Annotated in this window: 18 protein-coding genes and 1 riboswitch; of the genes, 14 read left to right on the plus strand and 4 right to left on the minus strand. The window is 61.5% G+C overall.

Going from position 1 to position 22,195, the window contains the following annotated elements; all coding sequences use genetic code 11:
* Positions 1 to 56: 56 nt before the first annotated feature.
* Positions 57 to 389 carry a DMT family transporter gene (locus KVG87_RS13680; RefSeq protein WP_016771980.1) on the minus strand — a complete coding sequence of 111 codons (333 nt, stop codon included), beginning with the start codon at positions 387 to 389 and terminating at the stop codon, positions 57 to 59.
* A gap of 107 nt (positions 390 to 496) precedes the next feature.
* Between KVG87_RS13680 and KVG87_RS13685 the strand changes: the two genes are divergently transcribed.
* Together KVG87_RS13685 and waaA are read left to right on the plus strand one after the other, a co-directional pair.
* Positions 497 to 1,393 (plus strand): LysR family transcriptional regulator, encoded by an 897-nt coding sequence (locus tag KVG87_RS13685; RefSeq protein WP_217851149.1) that lies wholly within the window; start codon positions 497 to 499, stop codon positions 1,391 to 1,393.
* 11 nt (positions 1,394 to 1,404) lie between these two features.
* Positions 1,405 to 2,679, plus strand: coding sequence for a lipid IV(A) 3-deoxy-D-manno-octulosonic acid transferase (gene waaA / locus KVG87_RS13690; protein WP_217851151.1), 1,275 nt, complete (start codon positions 1,405 to 1,407; stop codon positions 2,677 to 2,679).
* A gap of 882 nt (positions 2,680 to 3,561) precedes the next feature.
* On the opposite strand, the gene KVG87_RS13695 is transcribed toward waaA, so the two are convergent.
* Positions 3,562 to 4,995 (minus strand): TolC family outer membrane protein, encoded by a 1,434-nt coding sequence (locus tag KVG87_RS13695; RefSeq protein ID WP_122707700.1) that lies wholly within the window; start codon positions 4,993 to 4,995, stop codon positions 3,562 to 3,564.
* Between the two features lie 204 nt (positions 4,996 to 5,199).
* Positions 5,200 to 5,305: riboswitch (TPP riboswitch) on the plus strand.
* A gap of 144 nt (positions 5,306 to 5,449) precedes the next feature.
* Here KVG87_RS13695 and thiC point away from each other — a divergent pair.
* Complete coding sequence (gene thiC / locus KVG87_RS13700; protein ID WP_041477643.1) at positions 5,450 to 7,339, plus strand: phosphomethylpyrimidine synthase ThiC; 1,890 nt, start codon at positions 5,450 to 5,452, stop codon at positions 7,337 to 7,339.
* A 109-nt stretch (positions 7,340 to 7,448) separates the two neighbouring features.
* Positions 7,449 to 8,741 carry a putative hydroxymethylpyrimidine transporter CytX gene (gene cytX, locus KVG87_RS13705; RefSeq protein ID WP_217851153.1) on the plus strand — a complete coding sequence of 431 codons (1,293 nt, stop codon included), beginning with the start codon at positions 7,449 to 7,451 and terminating at the stop codon, positions 8,739 to 8,741.
* Here the strand turns inward: cytX and KVG87_RS13710 are convergent.
* On the minus strand, positions 8,710 to 9,456 hold the full coding sequence (locus KVG87_RS13710; RefSeq protein WP_016771974.1) for an RsiV family protein: 747 nt from the start codon (positions 9,454 to 9,456) through the stop codon (positions 8,710 to 8,712). The genes cytX and KVG87_RS13710 overlap by 32 nt on opposite strands.
* 227 nt (positions 9,457 to 9,683) lie before the next feature.
* Between KVG87_RS13710 and KVG87_RS13715 the strand changes: the two genes are divergently transcribed.
* From KVG87_RS13715 to KVG87_RS13755, 9 genes are all read left to right on the plus strand, one after another.
* Complete coding sequence (locus KVG87_RS13715; RefSeq protein ID WP_024011344.1) at positions 9,684 to 10,301, plus strand: NUDIX domain-containing protein; 618 nt, start codon at positions 9,684 to 9,686, stop codon at positions 10,299 to 10,301.
* Complete coding sequence (locus KVG87_RS13720) at positions 10,292 to 10,744, plus strand: DUF1249 domain-containing protein (protein ID WP_016771972.1); 453 nt, start codon at positions 10,292 to 10,294, stop codon at positions 10,742 to 10,744. Before KVG87_RS13715 ends, KVG87_RS13720 begins: the two co-directional genes overlap by 10 nt.
* A 97-nt stretch (positions 10,745 to 10,841) precedes the next feature.
* Positions 10,842 to 11,657, plus strand: a complete 816-nt coding sequence (gene cpdA, locus KVG87_RS13725) for a 3',5'-cyclic-AMP phosphodiesterase (RefSeq protein WP_217851155.1) — start codon at positions 10,842 to 10,844, stop codon at positions 11,655 to 11,657.
* A gap of 157 nt (positions 11,658 to 11,814) precedes the next feature.
* Complete coding sequence (locus KVG87_RS13730) at positions 11,815 to 12,423, plus strand: YqiA/YcfP family alpha/beta fold hydrolase (RefSeq protein ID WP_016771970.1); 609 nt, start codon at positions 11,815 to 11,817, stop codon at positions 12,421 to 12,423.
* Between the two features lie 41 nt (positions 12,424 to 12,464).
* Positions 12,465 to 14,372, plus strand: coding sequence for a DNA topoisomerase IV subunit B (gene parE / locus KVG87_RS13735; protein WP_024011346.1), 1,908 nt, complete (start codon positions 12,465 to 12,467; stop codon positions 14,370 to 14,372).
* Positions 14,372 to 15,361 carry an esterase-like activity of phytase family protein gene (locus tag KVG87_RS13740; RefSeq protein WP_076565355.1) on the plus strand — a complete coding sequence of 330 codons (990 nt, stop codon included), beginning with the start codon at positions 14,372 to 14,374 and terminating at the stop codon, positions 15,359 to 15,361. The genes parE and KVG87_RS13740 overlap by 1 nt, the downstream gene beginning before the upstream one ends.
* Positions 15,358 to 15,882: a retropepsin-like aspartic protease family protein gene (locus KVG87_RS13745; protein ID WP_217851157.1), complete on the plus strand. Its 525-nt coding sequence runs from the start codon at positions 15,358 to 15,360 to the stop codon at positions 15,880 to 15,882. The genes KVG87_RS13740 and KVG87_RS13745 overlap by 4 nt, the downstream gene beginning before the upstream one ends.
* Positions 15,883 to 15,889: 7 nt before the next feature.
* Positions 15,890 to 18,154, plus strand: a complete 2,265-nt coding sequence (gene parC, locus KVG87_RS13750) for a DNA topoisomerase IV subunit A (RefSeq protein ID WP_217851159.1) — start codon at positions 15,890 to 15,892, stop codon at positions 18,152 to 18,154.
* A 185-nt stretch (positions 18,155 to 18,339) separates the two neighbouring features.
* Entirely contained in the window at positions 18,340 to 19,050 is a 711-nt protein-coding gene (locus KVG87_RS13755) for a PqiC family protein (RefSeq protein ID WP_217851161.1), read from the plus strand.
* A gap of 231 nt (positions 19,051 to 19,281) precedes the next feature.
* Here the strand turns inward: KVG87_RS13755 and KVG87_RS13760 are convergent, their stop codons facing one another.
* The gene (locus KVG87_RS13760; RefSeq protein WP_217851164.1) at positions 19,282 to 20,793 is read right to left on the minus strand and encodes an AhpA/YtjB family protein; all 1,512 of its coding nucleotides are present in this window, start codon (positions 20,791 to 20,793) and stop codon (positions 19,282 to 19,284) included.
* A 134-nt stretch (positions 20,794 to 20,927) separates the two neighbouring features.
* Between KVG87_RS13760 and serB the strand changes: the two genes are divergently transcribed.
* Positions 20,928 to 22,142 (plus strand): phosphoserine phosphatase SerB, encoded by a 1,215-nt coding sequence (gene serB, locus KVG87_RS13765; protein ID WP_016771966.1) that lies wholly within the window; start codon positions 20,928 to 20,930, stop codon positions 22,140 to 22,142.
* Positions 22,143 to 22,195: the final 53 nt, after the last annotated feature.

A 22,195-nucleotide genomic window follows, 5' to 3' on the forward strand; every position in this document is an offset into this window, starting at 1 on the left:
CGGACCAGCAAATCAGCAATGCTTGCGGCTTGCCGCTTGAAGCTTGCTGCTGCTTTTTAATGCCCGGCGGTTTTCGAAAACAGCTGAATCACGACGACCCCCAGCACGATCAACGCCATCCCCAGCATCGCCGGTACGTCGAGCTTCTGCCCGTAAATGAACAGAGCGGCGACGCTGACCATGACAATGCCCATCCCCGCCCAGACCGCGTAGGCAACGCCCACCGGTACGGTGCGCACCACCAGCGTCAGCATCCAGAATGCGATCCCGTAGCCGACAATCACCAGAATCAGCGGCAGCGGCGTGCTGAAGCCCTTGACCGCTTTCATCGAAACGGTGGCGATCACTTCGGCGCAGATGGCGATGGCCAGATAGACGTAGGCGTTCATGGTTTGATCCTCAAATAAATCATTGCTTGCTGGAGTGACATTCTAGGGATTGCTCAGATGGGGTAAAGTCATTACCTATCTGTTCTGGAGATGGGTTGAGAGCGCGCATGCAATGGAATCTTGAGCAGCTACGCATATTTGTCGACGTCGCCGAACAGCGTTCGTTCTCCGCCGTGGCACGTCGACAACGCAAGGCGCAATCGGCGATCAGCAGTGCTGTCGCGATGCTCGAAGAGGATTTGGGCGTGAGCCTGTTCGAACGTAGCAGCGGTCGGCAGCCGATGCTCACCGAGGCGGGCGCGGCGTTACTGGAGGAAGCGCGGGAAGTGTTGCGCCAGTGCGAGCGCCTCAACGGCAGGGCCATGGCGATGCTGCGCGGTCAGGAGGCGCAGTTGCGGGTGGCTCAGGACGAGGCGATGCCGTATCAGGCGCTGGTGGAAAGTTTCGGTGAACTGGCCGAGCAGTTTCCCAGCCTGGAAGTGCAACTGACCAGCGCCGCCCAAGGCGAAGTCGCACGCAAACTGGTCGAACGTCGCGCCGACCTCGGCCTGCTGTTCTATCACGATGAAATCCCCGAAGCCCTTGAGCGGCGCGTGCTTGGCCGCGTCGAAATGCTCACGGTCTGCGGCGTCAATCATCCGCTGGCGCAGCAGGCTTACGTGACCTGCCAGCAACTGGCGCAACACCGGCAACTGCTGATGTCGACGCAGACCAGCGTCTATCCCGGCAATGAGCCGGCCAGCCCGCAGGTGTGGCGCGCCGACAGCTTTTACGTGATGTCCGAATGGCTGGTGCGCGATCTCGGCTGGGCGTGGTTGCCGCGCCACGTTGTGCAGTACTCGGCGTATCAGGGCCAAATGATTGAGCTCGACAGTGAATGGACGCCGCCGGCGCTGGTGGTGGAACTGGTCTGGCGCCGCGACGAACCGCTCGGCCCGGCCGCGCGCTGGCTGGCGGAACGTTTTGCCGTGCACTTGCGGGCGATCGGCGACAAAAGCCGATAAACTCCGCCGCCATGAATAGAACTCTCTACACCGCGCTGTTTTACCTGGGGCTGCCATTGGTGGCGATTCGGCTGTGGCTGCGCGCACGCAAGGCGCCGGCGTATGCCAAACGGATTGGCGAGCGCTTTACTCTTGGCATGCCGACCTTGCAGCCCGGCGGCATTTGGGTGCACGCGGTATCGGTGGGCGAAAGCATTGCCGCCGCGCCGATGATCCGCGCGCTGCTGGAACGCTATCCGGCGCTGCCGATCACCGTGACCTGCATGACCCCGACCGGTTCGGAGCGGATTCAGGCACTGTTCGCCAACGAAACGCGCATTCAACACTGCTATCTGCCGTATGACTTGCCTTGTGCGGCGGCGCGTTTTCTTGATCGCGTGCAGCCGAAACTTGCGGTGATCATGGAAACCGAGCTGTGGCCCAACCACATTCATCAGTGTGCCAAGCGCGGAATTCCGGTGGCGCTGGCCAATGGACGGTTGTCGCAGCGTTCCGCCAAAGGCTATGGCCGCTTCAGCAAACTCACCGCGCCGATGCTTGCCGAGATGAGCCTGTTGGCTGTGCAGACCGAAGCCGAGGCCCAGCGCTTCCGCGATCTCGGCGCGCGGCCTGGATCTGTCGAGGTCACCGGTTCGATCAAGTTCGACCTGACCATCGATCCGCAACTGTTGCAGCGTGCAGCCGATCTGCGTAGCCAATGGCAGGCGCAGGATCGTCCCGTGTGGATCGCCGCGAGCACTCACGAAGGCGAAGATGAAGTGGTGCTCGACGCCCATCGTCGCCTGTTGGCCAATCATCCGGATGCATTATTGATTCTGGTGCCGCGTCATCCGGAGCGCTTCAATTCGGTGTTCGACCTATGCCAGCGCGAAGGTTTCGCCACGGTACGTCGCTCGACCGGGGCCAATGTCGATGCGCAGACGAGCGTGCTGCTCGGCGACACCATGGGCGAGTTGCTGTTTCTCTATGCCCTGGCCGACAGCGCATTTGTCGGCGGCAGTCTGGTGCCGAATGGCGGGCACAACCTGCTCGAACCCGCCGCGCTGGCGAAACCGGTACTCAGCGGCCCGCACTTGTTCAACTTCCTCGACATCGCCGCGCAATTGCGCGAAGCCGGGGCGTTGGCCGAAGTGGATGATGCCGAAGGCCTAGCAGTCGAGGTGCAGCGCTTGTTCGAACTGCCGCGTGATGCGCAGCGCATGGCCGAGGCCGGGCTGGCGGTGATGCGCCGCAATCAGGGCGCATTGCAGCGGCTGCTGGATGGCTTGGCGCGGCTGATCCAATAGTCGCCTGGAATATCAGGGTGGCGAGGGGATTCATCCCCGCTGGGTTGCGAAGCGGCCCAAAAACCATTCAGCGCGGTCATTCAGTCAGATCTGACAAGCAGGATTCACGACTGCTGCGCAGCCGGACGGGGATAAATCCCCTCACCACAGGGATTCATCCCCGCTGGGTTGCGAAGCAGCCACAAGACCATTCAACGCGGTGATTCAGTCAGATCTGGCAAGCAGGATTCACGACTGCTGCGCAGCCGGACGGGGATAAATCCCCTCGCCACAGGGATTCATCCCCGCTGGGTTGCGAAGCAGCCCCAAAACCATTCAGCGCGGTGATTCAGTCAAATCTGGCAAGCAGGATTTACGACTGCTGCGCAGCCGGACGGGGATAAATCCCCTCGCCACAGGGATTCATTCCCGCTGGGTTGCGAAGCAGCCCCAAAACCATTCAGCGCGGTGATTCAGTCAGATCTGGCAAGCAGGATTTACGACTGCTGCGCAGCCGGACGGGGATAAATCCCCTCACCACAGGGATTCATCCCCGCTGGGTTGCGAAGCGGCCCCAAAACCATTCAACGCGGTGATTCAGTCAAATCTGGCAAGCAGGATTTACGACTGCTGCGCAGCCGGACGGGGATAAATCCCCTCACCACAGGGGTTTCATTCCAGATTGTTTATGGCCGGGCCTTTGGCTGGATGGCTTGGCGCGGCTGATCCAATAGTCGCCTGGAATATTACTGTGGTGAGGGGATTTATCCCCGCTGGGTTGCGGAGCAGCCCCAAAACCATTCAGCGCGGTGATTCGGTCAGATCTGGCAAGCAGGATTTACGACTGCTGCGCAGCCGGACGGGGATAAATCCCCTCGCCACAGGGGATGCATTCCAGATTGCTTATGGCCGGGCCTTGAGCTGCGCTTCAGCCGCCGACGCCAGATCCGGCGGCAGGAAATCTTTGTCCGGGTTGTAGTCGGCTTTCAGATAGCGCCGCAGATCTTCCAGATCACCAGGGTTCAGCGTCCCCGCCGCCTGCTTCAGGCGCAGGTTGTCGAGGATGTAGTCGTAGCGGGTGTTGTTGTAGTTGCGCACCGAGGTGTACAGCTGGCGCTGCGCATCGAGCACGTCGACGATGTTGCGTGTGCCGACCTGATAACCGATTTCCGTGGCTTCCACCGCGCTCTGGTTGGAGATGATCGACTGGCGGCGCGCCTGCACCTGCTCGACGTCGGTGTTTACCGCGCGGTGCAGATTGCGGGTGTTTTCCACCACTTGCCGGCGCAGCGATTCGCGCTGCTGTTCGCTCTGATCCAGTTGCGCATAGGACTGACGCACTTGCGAACTGGTCAGGCCGCCGCTGTAGATCGGGATGTTCAGTTGCAGGCCCAGCGTGCTCTGCTCGACGTTGCCGCCATAGGGCGCGCCGAACGAGTTGGGGTTGGCGAAGCCGAGGGCGTCGTTGTCACCTTTCTCGTATTTCGCCACGGCGTCGAGGGTCGGCAGGTGGCCGGCCTTGCGCTGCTTGAGCGTCTGTTCGGCGGAGCTGACCGCGTAGTTGCTGGCGAGCAGATTGAGGTTCTGCCGCGCCGCTGTGTCGACCCAGGATTTCGCGTCGTTGGGCGAAGGCGGCAGGATCGGCAGCGTGTGGACGATGCCCTGAATCGAGTTGTACTGACGGTTGGTCAGGGTGATCAACGCCTGGAACGCGTCATCGACCTGACGCTGGGCGACGATGCGGTTGGCTCGCGCGGTGTCGTAACTGGCTTGCGATTGCAGCACGTCGGTCTTGTCCGAGAGGCCGACATCGAAGCGCTCGTTGGACTGATCGAGCTGACGTTTGAACGCCGCTTCTTCAGCCTTGGTCGAGGCCAGGTTGTCCTGGCTGCGCAGCACGTTGAAGTAGCTTTCGGCCGATTGCAGGATCAGGTTCTGTTCGGTCGCCGACAGTTGCAGCGCGGCCTGTTCGTTGACGTCTTTGGCTGCTTGATACTGGAACCAGCGATCGGCGCGGAACAGCGGCTGCGCGAGTGTCGCCTGGTAGGAATGCGCGCTGCGGTTGGCGATGGCCGAAGGCTGGTCGATCGAGGTGCGCACGTCGGCGACTTCGGCGCCACCGGACAGGTTCGGCAGCAGACCGGCGCGAGCCTGCGGCACCACTTCTTTCTGCGCGCCATACTGGGCGCGGGCCGCCGCGAGGTCGGCGTTGTTGTCGACCGCTTCCTGATAGACGCTGACCAGATCGGTTTTGGTCGACAAGGGTGCTTCCGCTGCCCAGGCCATTGTGTTGGACGCACAGGACACGGCAACAGCCAATGAAAGTTTGCGCAGCATGAGGCGATCCCTAGCATGAATATTATGGAAGTAATCCGGGCGCCAAAGGTAAGGCGCAGCCCGCACAGCGTCAAGGCTGAGCAGGCCAAGCGAGTGTAGTTGCGCATTGCTCCGGCAACAATCGGCCAACCTGGGTATTTACGCCATTCATCATGGCGTTCGCTGCGGTGTTGGCGTTCCTCGGTGGTTGTGTCTAGACTGGCCGGGTTCTTGTCGGGGTGCCTTGCTATGAGGCTGAGATCGAATAATTTCGGATCCCGTTGAACCTGATCAGGTTAGCGCCTGCGTAGGGAACAAGATTTCTCGTCACCCGGCGAGTCCTCTTGTGCTTCGTCCGGGATATTGTTCGACAATCGAACGCCATGACGAATGCACAGCACCGGTCCTGGTGCGTCCGTGCCTTTCAGGTTCTGCTCCGACAATCCACTGCTGGATGCTGTCTGGAGAGCCCGTGATGACAACAAAAGAAAAAAACGCGATCAACCTGAGTGACTCGGCCAAGGTCGACGAGCAATCGGTCAAGCCGTTCACCCGTTCGCAAAAAATCTACGTTCAGGGCTCGCGCCCGGACATCCGCGTGCCGATGCGCGAAATCAGCCTCGATGTAACCCCGACCGATTTCGGCGGCGAGATCAATGCGCCGGTCACGGTCTACGACACCTCCGGCCCGTACACCGATCCGAACGTGGTCATCGATGTGCGCAAAGGTCTGGCCGATGTGCGTTCAGCGTGGATCGATGACCGTGGCGATACCGAGCGCCTGCCGGGCCTGAGCTCGAACTTCGGCCAGCAGCGTCTGGCCGATGCCGAGCTGACCAAACTGCGCTTCGCCCACGTCAACAACCCGCGCCGCGCCAAGGCCGGGGCCAACGTCAGCCAGATGCACTACGCGCGCAAAGGCATCATCACCGCCGAGATGGAATACGTCGCCATCCGCGAAAACATGAAGCTGCAAGAAGCGCGCGCGGCCGGCCTGCTCAAGCAGCAGCATGCCGGCCACAGCTTCGGTGCAAGCATTCCGCAAGAAATCACCCCTGAATTCGTCCGCGAAGAAATCGCTCGCGGTCGCGCGATCATTCCCGCCAACATCAACCACGTCGAACTGGAACCGATGATCATCGGCCGTAACTTCCTGGTGAAGATCAACGGCAACATCGGCAACAGCGCCCTGGGTTCTTCGATCGAAGAAGAAGTGGCGAAACTGACCTGGGGCATTCGCTGGGGCTCGGACACGGTGATGGACCTGTCCACCGGCAAACACATTCACGAAACCCGTGAGTGGATCATCCGTAACTCGCCGGTGCCGATCGGTACCGTGCCGATCTATCAGGCGCTGGAGAAGGTCAACGGCGTCGCTGAAGACCTGACCTGGGAGCTGTTCCGCGACACCCTGATCGAACAGGCCGAGCAGGGCGTCGACTACTTCACCATTCACGCCGGCGTGCTCCTGCGTTACGTGCCGCTGACCGCCAAACGCGTCACCGGCATCGTCTCCCGTGGTGGTTCGATCATGGCCAAGTGGTGCCTGGCGCACCACAAAGAGAACTTCCTCTACACCCACTTCGACGAAATCTGCGAAATCATGAAGGCCTACGACGTCAGCTTCTCGCTGGGCGATGGCCTGCGTCCGGGCTCGATTGCCGACGCCAACGACGAAGCGCAATTCGGCGAACTGGAAACCCTCGGCGAGCTGACCAAAATCGCCTGGAAACATGACGTGCAATGCATGATCGAAGGTCCGGGCCACGTGCCTATGCAGTTGATCAAAGAGAACATGGACAAGCAGCTCGAATGCTGCGACGAGGCGCCGTTCTACACCCTCGGCCCGCTGACTACCGACATCGCTCCGGGCTACGACCACATCACCTCGGGTATCGGCGCGGCGATGATCGGCTGGTTCGGTTGCGCGATGCTCTGCTACGTGACGCCGAAGGAGCACTTGGGCCTGCCGAACAAGGATGACGTGAAAACCGGGATCATCACTTACAAGATCGCCGCGCACGCAGCGGACTTGGCCAAGGGGCACCCGGGCGCGCAGATCCGCGATAACGCACTGAGCAAGGCGCGTTTCGAATTCCGCTGGGAAGACCAGTTCAACCTCGGCCTGGATCCGGACACCGCGCGCTCCTATCACGACGAAACCCTGCCGAAGGACTCGGCCAAGGTCGCGCACTTCTGTTCGATGTGCGGGCCGAAATTCTGCTCGATGAAAATCACCCAGGAAGTCCGTGAATACGCGGCCAACCAGCGCATCGACGCGGTCGATGTGGACGTCGCCAAAGGTCTGGCGGAACAGGCCGAGCGGTTCAAGAAGGAAGGCAGTCAGCTGTACAAGAAAGTCTAGTTACAAGCGGCAAGCGGCAAGCTGCAAGATTAGAAGCGGTCCGCGTACCGCTTTTAACTTGCGGCTTGCCGCTTGCAGCTTTTTCCTGCTCCTCTTTGAGATAACACCCTTGAGCATTCAACCCGGCACTTATTCCCCCGACCTCGCCGTGCCCGCTGAAAAGCGTGTGTTCGGCGGTCGCGATCTGTTTTCCCTGTGGTTCTCCCTCGGCATCGGCCTGATGGTTTTGCAGACCGGCGCATTGCTCGCGCCGGGCCTGGGCCTGTCCGGTTCTTTGCTGGCGATCTTCCTCGGCACGCTGGTCGGCGTGCTGTTACTGGCCGCCGTCGGCGTGATCGGCAGCGACACCGGCCTGTCGTCGATGGCGGCGCTGAAGCTCAGCCTTGGCAGCAAAGGCGCGAGCCTGCCGGCGCTGCTCAATCTGCTGCAACTGATCGGCTGGGGCTCGTTCGAAATCATCGTCATGCGCGATGCCGCCAGCCTGCTCGGCACCCGCGCCTTCAGCGAAGGTTCGCTGTGGGCCAGTCCGATGCTGTGGACGCTGTTCTTCGGTGCGCTTGCGACCTTGCTCGCGGTGAGTGGGCCGTTGACGTTCGTGCGGCAGATTCTGCGCAAATGGGGCATCTGGCTGTTGCTCGCCGCGTGCCTCTGGCTGACCTGGAACCTGTTCGCCAAAGCCGACCTCGCGGCGTTGTGGGCACGCGCCGGTGACGGTTCGATGCCATTCGCGGTGGGCTTCGACATTGCCATCGCCATGCCGCTGTCGTGGCTGCCGCTGATTGCCGACTACTCGCGTTTCGGCAAACGCGCAAAGAATGTTTTCGGTGGCACGGCTGTGGGTTTTTTCATCGGTAACTTCTGGCTGATGAGCCTTGGCGTGGCCTACACCCTGGCGTTCGCGCCGAGCGGCGAAGTCAATGCGCTGCTGCTGGCCTTGGCAGGCGCCGGTCTGGGCATTCCGCTGTTGCTGATTCTGCTCGACGAGTCGGAAAACGCTTTTGCCGACATTCACTCGGCGGCGGTATCGAGCGGGATTCTGTTGCGTCTGAAAGTCGAGCATCTGGCCTTGGCCATCGGCGTGATCTGCACGCTGATCGCACTGCTGGCGCCATTGGCGCAGTACCAGAATTTCCTGTTGCTGATCGGCTCGGTGTTTGCGCCGTTGTTCGGCGTGGTGCTGGTGGATCACTTCATCCTGCGCAAACGCAGTGCTCAGGTCGCCTCAGCCGCATTGCGCTGGCCGGCGTTGCTGGCGTGGCTGGGTGGAGTCAGCACCTACCACTTGCTGGCGAATCTGTATCCGGATGTCGGCGCAACCCTGCCGGCGCTGGTGCTGGCAGGGCTGTTGCAGTTAGTGCTGGGCCGGGCCTTCAGTTACGGCCGGGAAACAGCTCAGGCTTGAGAATGCCGTTCAGGCGCGGGTAAGGAATCTTCAGTTCGACGTGGCCCAGCGCATAAGGCGCGATGGTGGTCACGTCGTACTTGAGGATCACGCCGCCGTAGGTCAGCGCCACGTGCGGGGTTTTCACGAACGGCCAGTTCGCGACGAATTCCGCCTCCTGATCGAGCTTGGTACTGATCAGCCAACTGTTGTGCGCCACTTGTGCGGCTTTCCAGAATGCCTCTTCCTGACCCGGCAGCAACATGTCGGACAGGTTCAGCACCTTGTGCTGCTGGCGCGAATAGTTGATGAAACCGCGACCCGGAGTGCCGTGGGCGCCGCCGGTATCGAGGTAGCTCGACAGCTCGATGATCACCAGTCCGTCATGCTGCTCGCGTACTTTCGCTTGCAGATAGCTGCTGTTGCGCGGGCCGGCGCTGGCGAGGAACTGCTCGCGGTAGGCGGCCAGGGTTGGCGCTACCGGCGCGTTCTTCTCGGTGCGGGTCATTTGCAGCAAACGTTTTTCGATGATGCCATCCAGCGCCGGCTCATCCGGGAAGCGCAGGGTGTCGATGTTCACCAGCGGACAATCGGGATTGGAACAGCCGGGTTTGAGTTGTTCCGAGGCGTCGCGGGTGGTTTCCAGCGGCGTGCGATAGTTGGGCTGGAACAGGCTGGCACAAGCGCCCAGAGTCAGGGCAATAGCGGCCACAGAGGCAATTTTGAAAAGCGACATGGGCGTCCTTTCGAAAGCAGGGGAAGGCAAAAAGATACCGCTTCGACTCTCAACGGAGCAGTCAGTTCGCCACTAAGCTGATTAGAGTGTGTTTCAGCTTCACCGTCCATCCCGCTGACGGTAAAGGGGCTGCATCAAACGGTACGGGCGCGTTAGGATGGCGCGAAGTCGAGGTTGCCGGTTGTACACAGCACCCTCGTAATGGATGTGCAGTAAAGAGGAAGATTATGACTGACTTTGCCAACGCCATACCGACCGCCGTCGATATCGTGCGGCGCGAAAAATGCTACGAGGGCTTTTACAAGCTTGACCGTGTGCATCTGCGCCATGAGTTGTTCGCCGGTGGCATGAGCCGCGAGATCAATCGTGAAATCTTCGTGCGCCACGATGCCGTGTGCGTCCTGCCTTACGATCCGCAGCGCGATGAAGTGGTGTTGATCGAGCAGTTTCGTGTCGGCGCCATGGGCAAGGCCGACAACCCGTGGCTGGTCGAACTGGTCGCCGGTCTGATCGACAAGGATGAGCAACCGGAAGAAGTTGCTCACCGCGAGGCGCAGGAGGAAGCTGGGCTGGACATCAAGGCGTTGTGGCCGATGACCAAGTATTTCCCCTCGCCGGGTGGCAGCAACGAATTCGTGCATTTGTATCTGGGGCGTTGCAGCACCGACGGTGTCGGCGGGCTGCACGGGCTGGAAGAAGAGGCCGAAGACATTCGCGTGACGGTGTGGGCCTTTGAAGATGCCTTGCAAGCCGTGCGTGACGGACGTATTGCCAACGCGGCGAGCATCATCGCCTTGCAGTGGCTGGCGCTGAACCGCGCCGAAGTGAGGGGGCTATGGTCGTAAACAAGCTGCGCGATCGTTATCGGGTTGACCTCGTTGGGCTGCAAGCCGCCTGCGAGGCCAACTACGCGCGCCTGATGCGACTGCTGCCGGACATGCGCAACGAACCCGAGGCGCGGCGTATCGCTGTGACCCAGGGCGAGCAGATGCTCGGCGTGCTCGCCCTCGAAGTGCTGCAGACCTGCCCGTACACCACGACCTTGCAGGTGCGCCAGGAGCACAGCCTGCCGTGGTTGCCGGTGCCGCAACTGGAAGTGCAGGTCTATCACGACGCGCGCATGGCCGAAGTGGTCAGCGCCGAACATGCACGACGCTTTCGCGGCATCTATCCTTATCCGAACGCCGCCATGCACCAGCCCGATGAAAAGGCCCAGCTCAATGTGTTTCTGGGCGAATGGCTGAGTCATTGCCTGGCGTTGGGGCACGAGTACGAAGTCGTTCGCTAGTTGTGAACTGTGTCCGCTTCGGCGGTTTCCCCTTTGTGTCATCCCCCAGCATAATTGCCGCACCCATCCATTGCGTGCCTAGCCCCGGGAGAGCGCTTTGCCCAGCGTATCGACAATTACCAGCGCCGACCCGGCGCTGCTGGTGCAGTTGTCCGACAGCCACCTGTTCGCTGAAGCGCACAGCAAGCTGTTGGGCATGAAGACCCGCGAGAGCCTGCAACAGGTCATCGACCTGGTGTTGGCGCAACAGGCGCAGATCGATCTGCTGCTGGCGACCGGAGATATTTCCCAGGACGGCACGCTGGAGTCGTATCAGGCCTTCCGCCAGATGAGCGCGCAGATCAATGCCCCGGCGCGCTGGATTCCCGGCAATCACGACGAGCCGATGGTCATGGCCGAGGCGGCGGTGCAAAGCACGCTGCTGGAGCCGGTGGTCGATATTGGCAATTGGCGGGTGACGATGCTGGATTCGGCGGTGCCGGGTTCGGTGCCGGGCTATCTGCAGGATGATCAGTTGCAGCTGCTGGCCCGCGCGCTGAGCGAAGCGCCGGAGCGCCATCATCTGGTGTGCCTGCATCATCACCCGGTGTCGATCGGCTGCGCATGGATGGAGCCGATCGGCCTGCGCAACCCGGAAGCGTTCTTCGAAGTGCTGGATCGCTTCCCGCAGGTTCGCGCGGTGTTGTGGGGGCATGTGCATCAGCAAATCGATCGCGAACGCAATGGCGTGCGCTTGATGGCTTCGCCTTCGACGTGCATCCAGTTCGAGCCGGGGAGTGCGGACTTCAAAGTGGGCGAGCAGGCGCCGGGGTATCGCTGGCTGCGGTTGTTGCCGGATGGGCGTTTGGAAACCGGGGTTGAGCGCGTGACTGGATTCGATTTTCAGGTTGATTACGGTTCCAACGGTTACTGAGACCATACGGGCCTCTTCGCGAGCAGGCTCGCTCACACATTGAAACGCGATTCCCTGTTGGAGCGAGGCTGCTCGCGAAGGCGGCCGCACAAACACCCACGATTGCTCTGACTCCCTGTAAACTCCGCTATCTTTCGCCGACAGCCAGGGAGCTCAAATGTCCGGTTCGATCCTCTATATCCACGGTTTCAACAGCGCGCCGGCCTCGAAGAAGGCCTGTCAGCTGGTCGCGGTCATGGAGCGGCTGGGATTGAGCGAGCAATTGCGCGTGCCGGCGCTGCATCACCATCCGCGTGAAGCCATCGGTCAGCTCGAGCAGGCAATCGCCGAGCTGGGCCGGCCGTTGCTGGTGGGAAGTTCGCTCGGCGGCTACTATGCGACTCACCTGGCCGAGCGCCATGGCCTGAAAGCCCTGCTGGTCAACCCGGCGGTCAGCCCGCACCGGATGTTCGATGGTTATCTGGGCACGCAGCAGAACCTCTACACCGATGAAACCTGGGAACTGACCCACGACCACGTCACGGCGCTGGCCGAACTGGAAGTGCCACCACCGCAGGATCCGCAGCGTTATCAGGTCTGGTTGCAAACCGGCGACGAAACGCTGGATTATCGCCTCGCCCAACAGTATTACCGCGCCTGTGCCTTGCGCATCCAGGCTGGCGGCGACCACAGTTTCCAGGGTTTTGCCGGGCAATTACCGGCGTTGCTGAGTTTTGCCGGCATGGCTGCCGATATGTATCAGGCAATCGATTTCACCACGCTGTGAAGTCTTGCCCCTCTTTCATGAATGACTGACGACGAGACCTTATGGCCACTCCCAGCGCTAGTTCTTATAACGCCGACGCCATCGAAGTCCTCTCGGGCCTCGACCCGGTGCGCAAACGCCCCGGCATGTACACCGACACCAGTCGGCCGAACCACCTCGCCCAGGAAGTCATCGACAACAGCGTCGACGAAGCCCTGGCCGGCCACGCCAAATCGGTGCAGGTCATCCTGCACGCCGACCATTCGCTGGAAGTCAGCGACGACGGCCGTGGCATGCCGGTCGACATTCACCCGGAAGAGGGTGTGTCCGGCGTCGAACTGATCCTCACCAAGCTGCATGCGGGCGGCAAGTTCTCCAACAAGAACTACCAGTTCTCCGGCGGCTTGCACGGTGTGGGTATTTCCGTGGTGAACGCGCTGTCGACCGAAGTGCGCGTACGGGTCAAACGTGACGGCAACGAATACCAGATGACCTTCAAGGACGGCTTCAAGGCCTCCGAGCTGGAAATCGTCGGCACCGTCGGCAAGCGCAACACCGGCACCAGCGTGTACTTCGCGCCGGACCCGAAATACTTCGATTCTCCCAAATTCTCCATCAGCCGCCTCAAGCACGTGCTCAAGGCCAAGGCTGTGCTGTGCCCGGGCTTGCTGGTCAGCTTCGAAGACAAAGGCACCGGCGAGAAAGTCGAGTGGCATTACGAAGACGGCCTGCGCTCTTATCTGGTCGATGCGGTCAGCGAGTTCGAACGTCTGCCGAACGAGCCGTTCTGCGGCGCTTTCGCCGGTAATAAAGAAGCGGTCGATTGGGCACTGTTGTGGCTGCCGGAAGGCGGCGACGCGGTGCAGGAAAGCTACGTCAACCTGATCCCGACCGCGCAGGGCGGCACGCACGTCAACGGTCTGCGTCAGGGCCTGCTCGACGCGATGCGCGAGTTCTGCGAGTTCCGCAGCCTGCTGCCGCGCGGCGTGAAGCTGGCGCCGGAAGACGTCTGGGAGCGCATCGCGTTCGTCCTGTCGATGAAGATGCAGGAACCGCAATTCTCCGGCCAGACCAAAGAGCGTCTGTCTTCCCGTGAAGCAGCGGCGTTCGTCTCCGGTGTGGTGAAAGACGCTTTCAGCCTGTGGCTCAACGCCAACCCGGAAACCGGTCTGGCCCTGGCCGAATTGGCGATCAACAACGCCGGCCGCCGTCTCAAGGCGAGCAAGAAAGTCGAGCGCAAACGCGTCACCCAAGGTCCGGCGCTGCCGGGCAAACTGGCTGACTGCGCCGGGCAGGACCCGATGCGTTCCGAGCTGTTCCTGGTCGAGGGTGACTCCGCCGGCGGTTCGGCCAAACAGGCGCGGGACAAGGAGTTCCAGGCGATCCTGCCGTTGCGCGGCAAGATCCTCAACACCTGGGAAGTCGACGGCAGCGAAGTGCTCGCCAGCCAGGAAGTGCACAACATCGCCGTGGCCATCGGCGTCGATCCGGGCGCGGCGGACATGAGCCAGCTGCGCTACGGCAAGATCTGCATCCTCGCCGACGCCGACTCCGACGGTCTGCACATTGCCACTTTGTTGTGTGCGCTGTTCGTCCAGCATTTCCGCCCGTTGGTGGATGCCGGTCACGTCTATGTGGCGATGCCGCCGCTGTACCGTATCGACCTCGGCAAAGAGATCTACTACGCCCTCGACGAGGCCGAGCGCGACGGTATTCTCGATCGCCTGGTCGCCGAAAAGAAACGCGGCAAGCCGCAGGTCACCCGATTCAAGGGTCTGGGCGAAATGAACCCGCCGCAGTTGCGTGAAACCACCATGGACCCGAACACTCGGCGTCTGGTGCAGTTGACGCTGGGCGAAGACTTCGCCGAAACCTCGGAAATGATGGACATGCTGCTGGCGAAGAAACGCGCCGGTGACCGCAAATCCTGGCTGGAATCCAAAGGCAACCTCGCCGAGGTGCTGGCCTGATGCAGTTTGGCTGGGCCTTGGCGGGTGCGTTGCTGCTGAGTGCGCTGAGCGTGTCGGCCGAGCCGCTGCAACAATTGCGGCTGCTTTCCGAACACCCGGTCGAAGGCATGCGCGGCGGTAACCTGTCAGGTCTGGCCATGTGCGGCAACGAGCTGTGGACCGTTTCCGATCGCGATGACGAGCAGATTTATCGGCTCGATACCCGCGATCCGGTCTGGCAGGCGCAAACCGTGCACATCGACGTGCCGCCCGTGCCGGAGAGCGGCTTGCCGTGGGGTTTGAGTTCGCGCACTTGGGCGGCGTCGTTCATTCGCGGGGGCGAACTGGATTTCGAAGGCATCAGTTGCGACAGCGTAGGCAATCGCTACATCGTCAGTGAGGCCCATGCGGCGGTATTGCAGGTGCCGGTCAGTGGTCCGGCGAACTGGCTGAAAATCTCGCCGCTGCTGGTTCGCGAAGCGAGGGCGAGCGGCCTGCTGCTCAAGTTCAACTCGATCTTCGAGGGCCTGGCGATCAACCCGGCCGGTGATCAGATATGGCTGGCCGCCGAACGGCAAAAGCGCGGTTTGCTGCTGATCAAGCGCCAGCAGACGGTGTGGGATTGTGACGGTCGCTGCGTGCTGCTCAGTGAGGGCGGCAAGGAGATGCAGCCGCCACAGTTTCCCAAGGCGAAAGCGGTTCATCGCGACTTTTCCGACATTTCCTTGTTCAACGGCAAGCTTTTTACCCTTGAACGCAACGCTTTCGAGATTTGCCGTCGCGATGCACAGACGGCCAAGGTCGAGCAGTGCTGGTCATATGCCGGCGAACTGTTGCAGGAAAATCGCCGTTACTCGCAGAACTACGGACTGGAAGAAGCGCTGATCATTGATGCTGAAGGTGCGTGGATCGGGGTCGACAACAATTTTGGCCCGCGTGCCGACGGTGAGGTCCGCCCGGTGGTCTGGCGCTTCGCCGCGCCGGACGGTGGCTGGAGCGCCAGGCCGTGAGTCAGCAGCCACCGGGCAAGCGTGCCGGTCGGGTGCTAATGGTCCTCGCCTGGTGCGCGGCACTTTTTCTCGCGACGCGGTTTTTCGGTCAGTGGGAGCAGCGCCAGCAGAATCCGAACATCGTGGTCACGTCGGAGCAGGGCGAAGGTTTTATCGAAGTGAAACTGGCGAGCAATGCCCAAGGGCATTTTGTCGCCAGCGGCCAGATCAACGGTGAGCCGGTGGAGTTCATGCTCGACACCGGCGCCACCGATGTCGCGATCCCGGCGGATCTGGCCAAGCGTTTGAAGCTGCAAGAAGGTTTCGGCGTGACCCTGAGCACGGCCAATGGCCTGAGCCAGGGCTATCGAACGAAAATTGCCCGCCTGCAACTGGGCGACATCGTCCTGCGTGATGTCCGCGCACTGGTGGCGCCGGGGCTGCATGGCGACCAGGTGCTGCTCGGCATGAGCGCCCTGAACAGACTTGAATTTACCCAGCGCGGTGGCACCATGCTGCTGCGCCAGACAACGAACCGATGAGGCCCGCATGAGCGACTCCCTTGATCTCAGCCTGGACGGTGTAGAACGCCGCTCGCTGGCTGACTTCACCGAAAATGCCTACCTCAACTACTCCATGTACGTGATCATGGACCGCGCCTTGCCGCATATCGGCGACGGCCTGAAACCGGTACAACGGCGTATCGTCTACGCCATGAGCGAGCTGGGGCTGGACGCCGATTCCAAGCACAAGAAATCGGCGCGTACCGTCGGTGACGTGCTCGGCAAGTTCCATCCCCACGGCGACTCGGCGTGCTACGAAGCGATGGTGCTGATGGCGCAGCCGTTCAGCTATCGCTACACGCTGGTCGACGGCCAGGGCAACTGGGGTGCGCCGGACGATCCGAAGTCCTTCGCGGCCATGCGTTACACCGAAGCGCGGCTGTCGCGCTATTCCGAAGTACTGCTCAGCGAACTGGGCCAAGGCACCGCGGACTGGGGGCCGAACTTCGACGGCACCCTGCAGGAGCCGCTGGTGTTGCCGGCGCGCCTGCCAAACATTCTGCTCAACGGCACCACCGGTATCGCCGTGGGCATGGCCACCGACGTACCGCCGCACAACCTGCGCGAAGTCGCAACCGCCTGCGTACGCTTGCTGGATGAGCCGAAAGCCACGGTCGAACAGCTCTGCGAACACATCCAGGGTCCGGATTATCCGACCGAAGCGGAAATCATCACGCCGCGTGCCGACCTGCTGAAGATGTACGAAACCGGCAAGGGCTCGGTGCGTATGCGCGCCGTGTACCACGTCGAGGACGGCGACATCATCGTCACCGCGCTGCCGCATCAGGTCTCCGGCGCCAAGGTGCTGGAGCAGATCGCCGCGCTGATGCAGGCCAAACCGTCGAAAGCGCCGCAGATCGCCGATTTGCGTGACGAATCCGACCACGAAAACCCGTGCCGCATCGTGATCATCCCGGTCAACAGCCGCGTCGATCACGAAGCGCTGATGCAGCACCTGTTCGCCAGCACCGAGCTGGAGTCGACCTACCGGGTCAACGTCAACATCATCGGCCTGGACGGCAAGCCACAGCTGAAAAACCTCCGTGCGCTGCTGGTCGAATGGCTGGAGTTCCGCGTGCTGACCGTGCGTCGCCGTCTGCAATTCCGCCTCGACAAGGTCGAACGTCGCCTGCACCTGTTGGACGGTTTGCTGATCGCCTACCTCAACCTGGATGAAGTGATTCACATCATCCGTACCGAGGAGCATCCGAAAGCCAAGCTGATCGAGCGTTTCGCCCTCAGCGAGATTCAGGCCGACTACATCCTCGACACCCGCTTGCGTCAGTTGGCGCGACTGGAAGAGATGAAGCTGCGTGACGAGCAGGACGAACTGCTCAAGGAACAGGCCAAGCTGCAAGCCCTGCTGGGCAGCGAAGCGAAGCTGAAGAGACTGGTGCGCACCGAGCTGCTCAAAGACGCCGAAACCTACGGCGACGACCGCCGCTCGCCAATCGTCGAGCGCGCCGAAGCCAAGGCGCTGAGCGAGCACGATCTGCTGCCGAACGAGAAAGTCACCGTCGTACTGTCGGAAAAAGGCTGGGTGCGTTCGGCCAAGGGCCACGACATCGACGCTACCGGTTTGTCGTACAAGGCCGGCGATGGCTTCAAGACCTCGGCGGCGGGGCGCTCCAACCAGTTTGCCGTGTTCATCGATTCCACCGGTCGCAGCTACTCGGTCGCCGCGCATACCTTGCCGTCGGCCCGTGGTCAGGGCGAACCGTTGACCGGCCGTCTGACGCCGCCACCGGGCGCCTCGTTCGAATGCGTGCTGATGCCCGAAGACGATGCGCTGTACGTGATTGCCTCCGATGCCGGTTACGGCTTCGTGGTCAAAGGTGAAGACCTGCAAGCGAAGAACAAGGCCGGCAAAGCCCTGTTGAGCCTGCCGAACAACGCCAAGGTCATCGCACCGCGCCCTGTGGCCGATCGTGAGCAGAACTGGCTGGCCTCGGTCACGACCGAAGGTCGCCTGCTGATCTTCAAAATCAGTGATCTGCCACAATTAGGTAAGGGCAAAGGCAACAAGATCATCGGTATTTCCGGTGAGCGTGTGGCCAGTCGCGAAGAATATGTCACGGACATCGCCGTCCTGCCGGAAGGCGCCACCCTGGTGTTGCAGGCTGGCAAAAGGACCCTGTCGCTGAAAGCCGACGACCTCGAGCACTACAAAGGTGAGCGTGGACGGCGCGGAAACAAACTTCCGCGGGGCTTCCAACGGGTCGATGCGCTGCTCGTCGAAAACCTCAATTAGGCGAGAACGCCTTCCTAGAGCGTTCGATCTGCGATTAAACGCGTAGATCGACGCTTTGGCGCTGGAGTCGGAACGCATATTCACGGATGATATGGCCTTTCAAGCGCCGGCGTGGCCGAGCGTTCTTCATATTTATTGAGTATTTTCACTGTGGTCAGCCTTGTGGCGGCCACCTGGACGGGATGATGACTGCTCTACGCCCCCTTATTTTGTTGCTCGCCGGCGTTCTTGGCCTGGCGGGTTGCAGCGTTCACCAGCCGGTGTCGCTGTACCAACTGGACAGCGGAAGTCCGGTTCAGCCTGCGCAAAGCGCGGGCATGGCGGTTTTGCTGGGGCCGGTAGTTGTTGCCGATTACCTGCAACGCGAAACCCTGCTGCAACGTCAACCCGACGGCAGCCTGCAAGCGGCGACCGACGGTCGTTGGGCTGGCAGCCTTTCGTCGGATATCGATCAGTTGCTGATGCGTCAGGTCGCCGGTCACCTGGACAGCCAGCGTGTGGTGCTGGCGCCTGCTACCGCCGGGTTCACGCCGGATGTGCAGGTTTTGCTGACCATCACCCGTCTGGATTCCGGGGCGAAACAACCGGCGATTCTCGATGCGCAGTGGCGTTTGATCGATCGTCGCGGCAAGGTACGCGATAACCGCATCATTCACCTGCAGGAAACGCACGCTGGCAGCACCGCTTCCCAGGTGCAGGCACAAGGGGTTCTGTTGCAGCGTCTGGCCGAGCAGCTGTCGGTGGCGCTCAAGCCATTGGCCAACCAGCCGCCAGTGGCCGAGGCACCGCGTAAAGCCGCGCCGAAACCCGCAGCGCCGGCAGCGGAGGCCGAGAAACAGCCGAAGATTCCGATGGCCTCGCCGATTCGTACCGATATGGAAGTGTTTCGCTTCTGAGGCTGGAACGAGCCAGAACAGAGCCCGCCTTGTGCGGGCTTTGTTGTATCTGGGGGGCAGAGATTATTCGTCTTCAACGCTGGCCACTTCGCGAGCAGGCTCGCTCCCACATTTGATCGGCGGCGAGCAGACCTGGTGGGAGCGAGCCTGCTCGCGAAGGGGCCAGCGCAGGCAACAAAAAGCCCGCAGACAATCACTCGTCTGCGGGCTTTTGCGTATCTGGCCTAGACCTTACGCCCGACGCTCATGCATCCGCGCCAGTTGCCGCTCCAGCATCGATGGATAAGGCTCCATCAACCGCTCCACACAGCACGCGCCTTCAGGGCTGGCGATCGGCCGGATCCGCGCACGCTGGCGGATCAACGTGTCATCGCTGATCTTGCGCTCGACCAGCAGCAGATTGCGGCTGTGTTGCGACAAGGCCAGTGCATCCTGGGCCGAATCGGTCAGCAGCAGATCAATCTGGCTCAGGCCGAACAATTCATCGCCCAGGGTCAGGCCCAGCTGCAATTGCAGGGTGATGCCGCTGTCTGCGACCTCGATCTGCAATTGGTGGCCGAGTGCACGCAGCAATTCGCCGCAGCAGATGGCATTGGTCAGGTAGTCGTCGCCGCAATCTTCGGTATGGAACAGCAGCAGCGTGCTGCCATCGTTGAGGGTTTCGATTTCGCCCTGATACAGCGACGCTGCCTGCTCGAGGCAGTCGCGATAGCGATCCTGCAGTTCTTCCAGGCGTGCGCGAGGCAAGCGACGCAGTTGTTCCTGCGATCCCAATTGCACGGCCAGTACGGCGGTGTGCTGTGGCACGTCAGGGCTCGGTTTGCGCGTGAGCGGTTGGGCGGCGCCGTTGAGCGATTCGTCGCGCAGTTCGGCGAAGGCGTCATCGTCATCATCGTCTTCGACGGTGCTGACCAGGTGACGCGGCGCCGGTTTCTTCGCGGCCAGCGGGCGGCTTTCGTCGAAACTTGGATCGCGCAGGTTACGCACCTCGAATTCCGGCTCGTCTTCTTCCTCGGCGAATTCCGGCTCGGGTTCAGGTTCAGGCTCCGGTTCCGGGGCGTAGCTGGCGTGCAGCTGGCGCGCCAGATCGCCGATTTCATCCTGGCGATCGATGCCCGGTGTATGCGCGTCGATGCGGCGCAGCCACACACGCAATTGCAGCAGTGGCGTCGACAGATAACGGCCCATGCGCAGGCTCAGAGCCAGCGACAGTGCCAGCAGAATCGCACTCAGAATGCCCATGCTTTGCAGGCTGATGGTCATTGGCTGCTGGAACTGATCCATGTCCAGGCTGATGCGCAGTTGCCCGGCAGTCACGTCCTGGAAAGTGATCTTGCTCTCATACATGCCCTCGGCTTCGCCCAGCAGGCTGTGCTTGGGACGCTGACCGGACTCGGCGAGGATGCGGTTGTCCACGCTGTAGATCGCCGCGTGGGCGACCAGTTTGTTCTTGGTCAGGTTGTTGAGCAGCACGTTGAGGCTGAGGATGTCGTTGGACACCAGCAGCTCGGTGGCGGAAGTGGCGGTCTGCGTCGTCAGGCTTTCGCCCAGCGCATCGGCCTGCTCGTGCATGGCCTGCTTGAATTGCAGACCCATCACCCCGGCATAGATCACCAGGGCCAGAGCGACCAGGATCACGTTGTGGCTGGCAATGCGCAATGCAATCGGTACACGGCGATGGCGCAGTGCACGGAAGATCAGCAGGAAGAAGTTATCGGTTTTGACTGGCGTGGGCCGGTTCACTTGAGCTCGGCTCTTTGTCCGTGAAGTTGACGCGCAGTATAGCGACAGGCCCCAGACCGGCAAAGCGCTCGCGGTGCCCGATGGTCACTGAAAGTGGGTAGAATGCGGTTTTTTTCCAGTTGCGGGGGTGCGCGTTGCGCGAAATCGTCCTGATTAACATCACGGGAGTCGACCGTCCGGGTCTGACGGCGGCCATCACCGGTGTTCTGGCACAAGGTGGTGTGAACATTCTCGACATCGGTCAGGCGGTGATCCACGACACCCTGTCGTTCGGCATCCTGGTTGAAATTCCCGATTCCGAACAGGGCAAGTCGGTGCTCAAGGACATCCTGTTCAAGGGCTACGAACTGGATCAGCAAGTGCGTTTCACCCCGGTGTCCGAAGAGGATTACCAGCAGTGGGTGGGCAATCAGGGCAAGAAGCGCCACATCGTTACCCTGCTGACGCGCAAAGTCACCGCCGGCCAGTTGCAGGCGGTCAGCGCGATCACCGCCAAATATGGCCTGAACATCGACCATATCGACCGTCTGTCGGGGCGCATGCCGCTGGACACACCAGCCGACAAGGGCAAGGGCTGCATCGAGTTTTCCGTGCGCGGTGAAGCGGCCGATCCGCAGGCCTTGCGCGCCGAATTCCTCAGCGTTGCCCAGGAATTGAACGTCGATATCGCCTTCCAGGAAGATTCGCTGTTCCGTCGCAACCGGCGTCTGGCCGTGTTCGACATGGACTCGACGCTGATCGAAGCGGAAGTCATCGATGAGCTGGCCAAGGCAGCCGGCGTGGGTGATCGAGTGTCCGAAATCACCGAGCGCGCCATGGCGGGTGAACTGGATTTCCGTGCCAGCTTCAAGGAGCGTCTGGCGCTGCTCAAGGGCCTCGACGTCAGCGTGCTCGACTCGATCGGCGCCTCGCTGCGCCTGACCGAAGGCGCTGAAACCCTGTTCGCCGAACTCAAGCGCCTTGGCTACAAAACCGCCATCCTGTCCGGCGGCTTCACTTATTTCGCCAAGCAGCTGCAAGCCAAGCTTGGCATCGACTACGTGTTCGCCAACGAGCTGGAAGTGGTCGACGGCAAGTGCACCGGCGTGGCGATCGAGCCGATTGTCGATGCGCAGCGCAAGGCTGACTTGCTCAAGGAACTGGCGCACAAGGAAGGTCTGCGTCTGGAGCAGACCATTGCCGTCGGCGACGGCGCCAACGACTTGCCGATGCTGGCGATTGCCGGGCTGGGCGTGGCGTTCCGCGCCAAACCGCTGGTCAAGCAGTCGGCGAAGCAGGCGATTTCAACGCTGGGGCTGGATGGTGTGTTGTATCTGTTGGGCTTCCGCGATCGCGACGGGCAGCTCTGAGATCTCGATAAGCTGATCTGGCCTCTTCGCGAGCAGGCTCGCTCCCACGGGAA

Source organism: Pseudomonas siliginis, from assembly GCF_019145195.1.
Taxonomy (GTDB): domain Bacteria; phylum Pseudomonadota; class Gammaproteobacteria; order Pseudomonadales; family Pseudomonadaceae; genus Aquipseudomonas; species Aquipseudomonas siliginis.

Excerpts from the sequence above, each read along its gene's own strand:
- KVG87_RS13680 (WP_016771980.1), bottom strand. The coding sequence starts at position 389 with ATGAACGCCTACGTCTATCTGGCCATCGCCATCTGCGCCGAAGTGATC.
- KVG87_RS13685 (WP_217851149.1), top strand. The coding sequence starts at position 497 with ATGCAATGGAATCTTGAGCAGCTACGCATATTTGTCGACGTCGCCGAA.
- waaA (WP_217851151.1), top strand. The coding sequence starts at position 1,405 with ATGAATAGAACTCTCTACACCGCGCTGTTTTACCTGGGGCTGCCATTG.
- KVG87_RS13695 (WP_122707700.1), bottom strand. The coding sequence starts at position 4,995 with ATGCTGCGCAAACTTTCATTGGCTGTTGCCGTGTCCTGTGCGTCCAAC.
- thiC (WP_041477643.1), top strand. The coding sequence starts at position 5,450 with ATGACAACAAAAGAAAAAAACGCGATCAACCTGAGTGACTCGGCCAAG.
- KVG87_RS13710 (WP_016771974.1), bottom strand. The coding sequence starts at position 9,456 with ATGTCGCTTTTCAAAATTGCCTCTGTGGCCGCTATTGCCCTGACTCTG.
- KVG87_RS13715 (WP_024011344.1), top strand. The coding sequence starts at position 9,684 with ATGACTGACTTTGCCAACGCCATACCGACCGCCGTCGATATCGTGCGG.
- KVG87_RS13720 (WP_016771972.1), top strand. The coding sequence starts at position 10,292 with ATGGTCGTAAACAAGCTGCGCGATCGTTATCGGGTTGACCTCGTTGGG.
- KVG87_RS13730 (WP_016771970.1), top strand. The coding sequence starts at position 11,815 with ATGTCCGGTTCGATCCTCTATATCCACGGTTTCAACAGCGCGCCGGCC.
- parE (WP_024011346.1), top strand. The coding sequence starts at position 12,465 with ATGGCCACTCCCAGCGCTAGTTCTTATAACGCCGACGCCATCGAAGTC.
- KVG87_RS13740 (WP_076565355.1), top strand. The coding sequence starts at position 14,372 with ATGCAGTTTGGCTGGGCCTTGGCGGGTGCGTTGCTGCTGAGTGCGCTG.
- parC (WP_217851159.1), top strand. The coding sequence starts at position 15,890 with ATGAGCGACTCCCTTGATCTCAGCCTGGACGGTGTAGAACGCCGCTCG.
- KVG87_RS13755 (WP_217851161.1), top strand. The coding sequence starts at position 18,340 with ATGACTGCTCTACGCCCCCTTATTTTGTTGCTCGCCGGCGTTCTTGGC.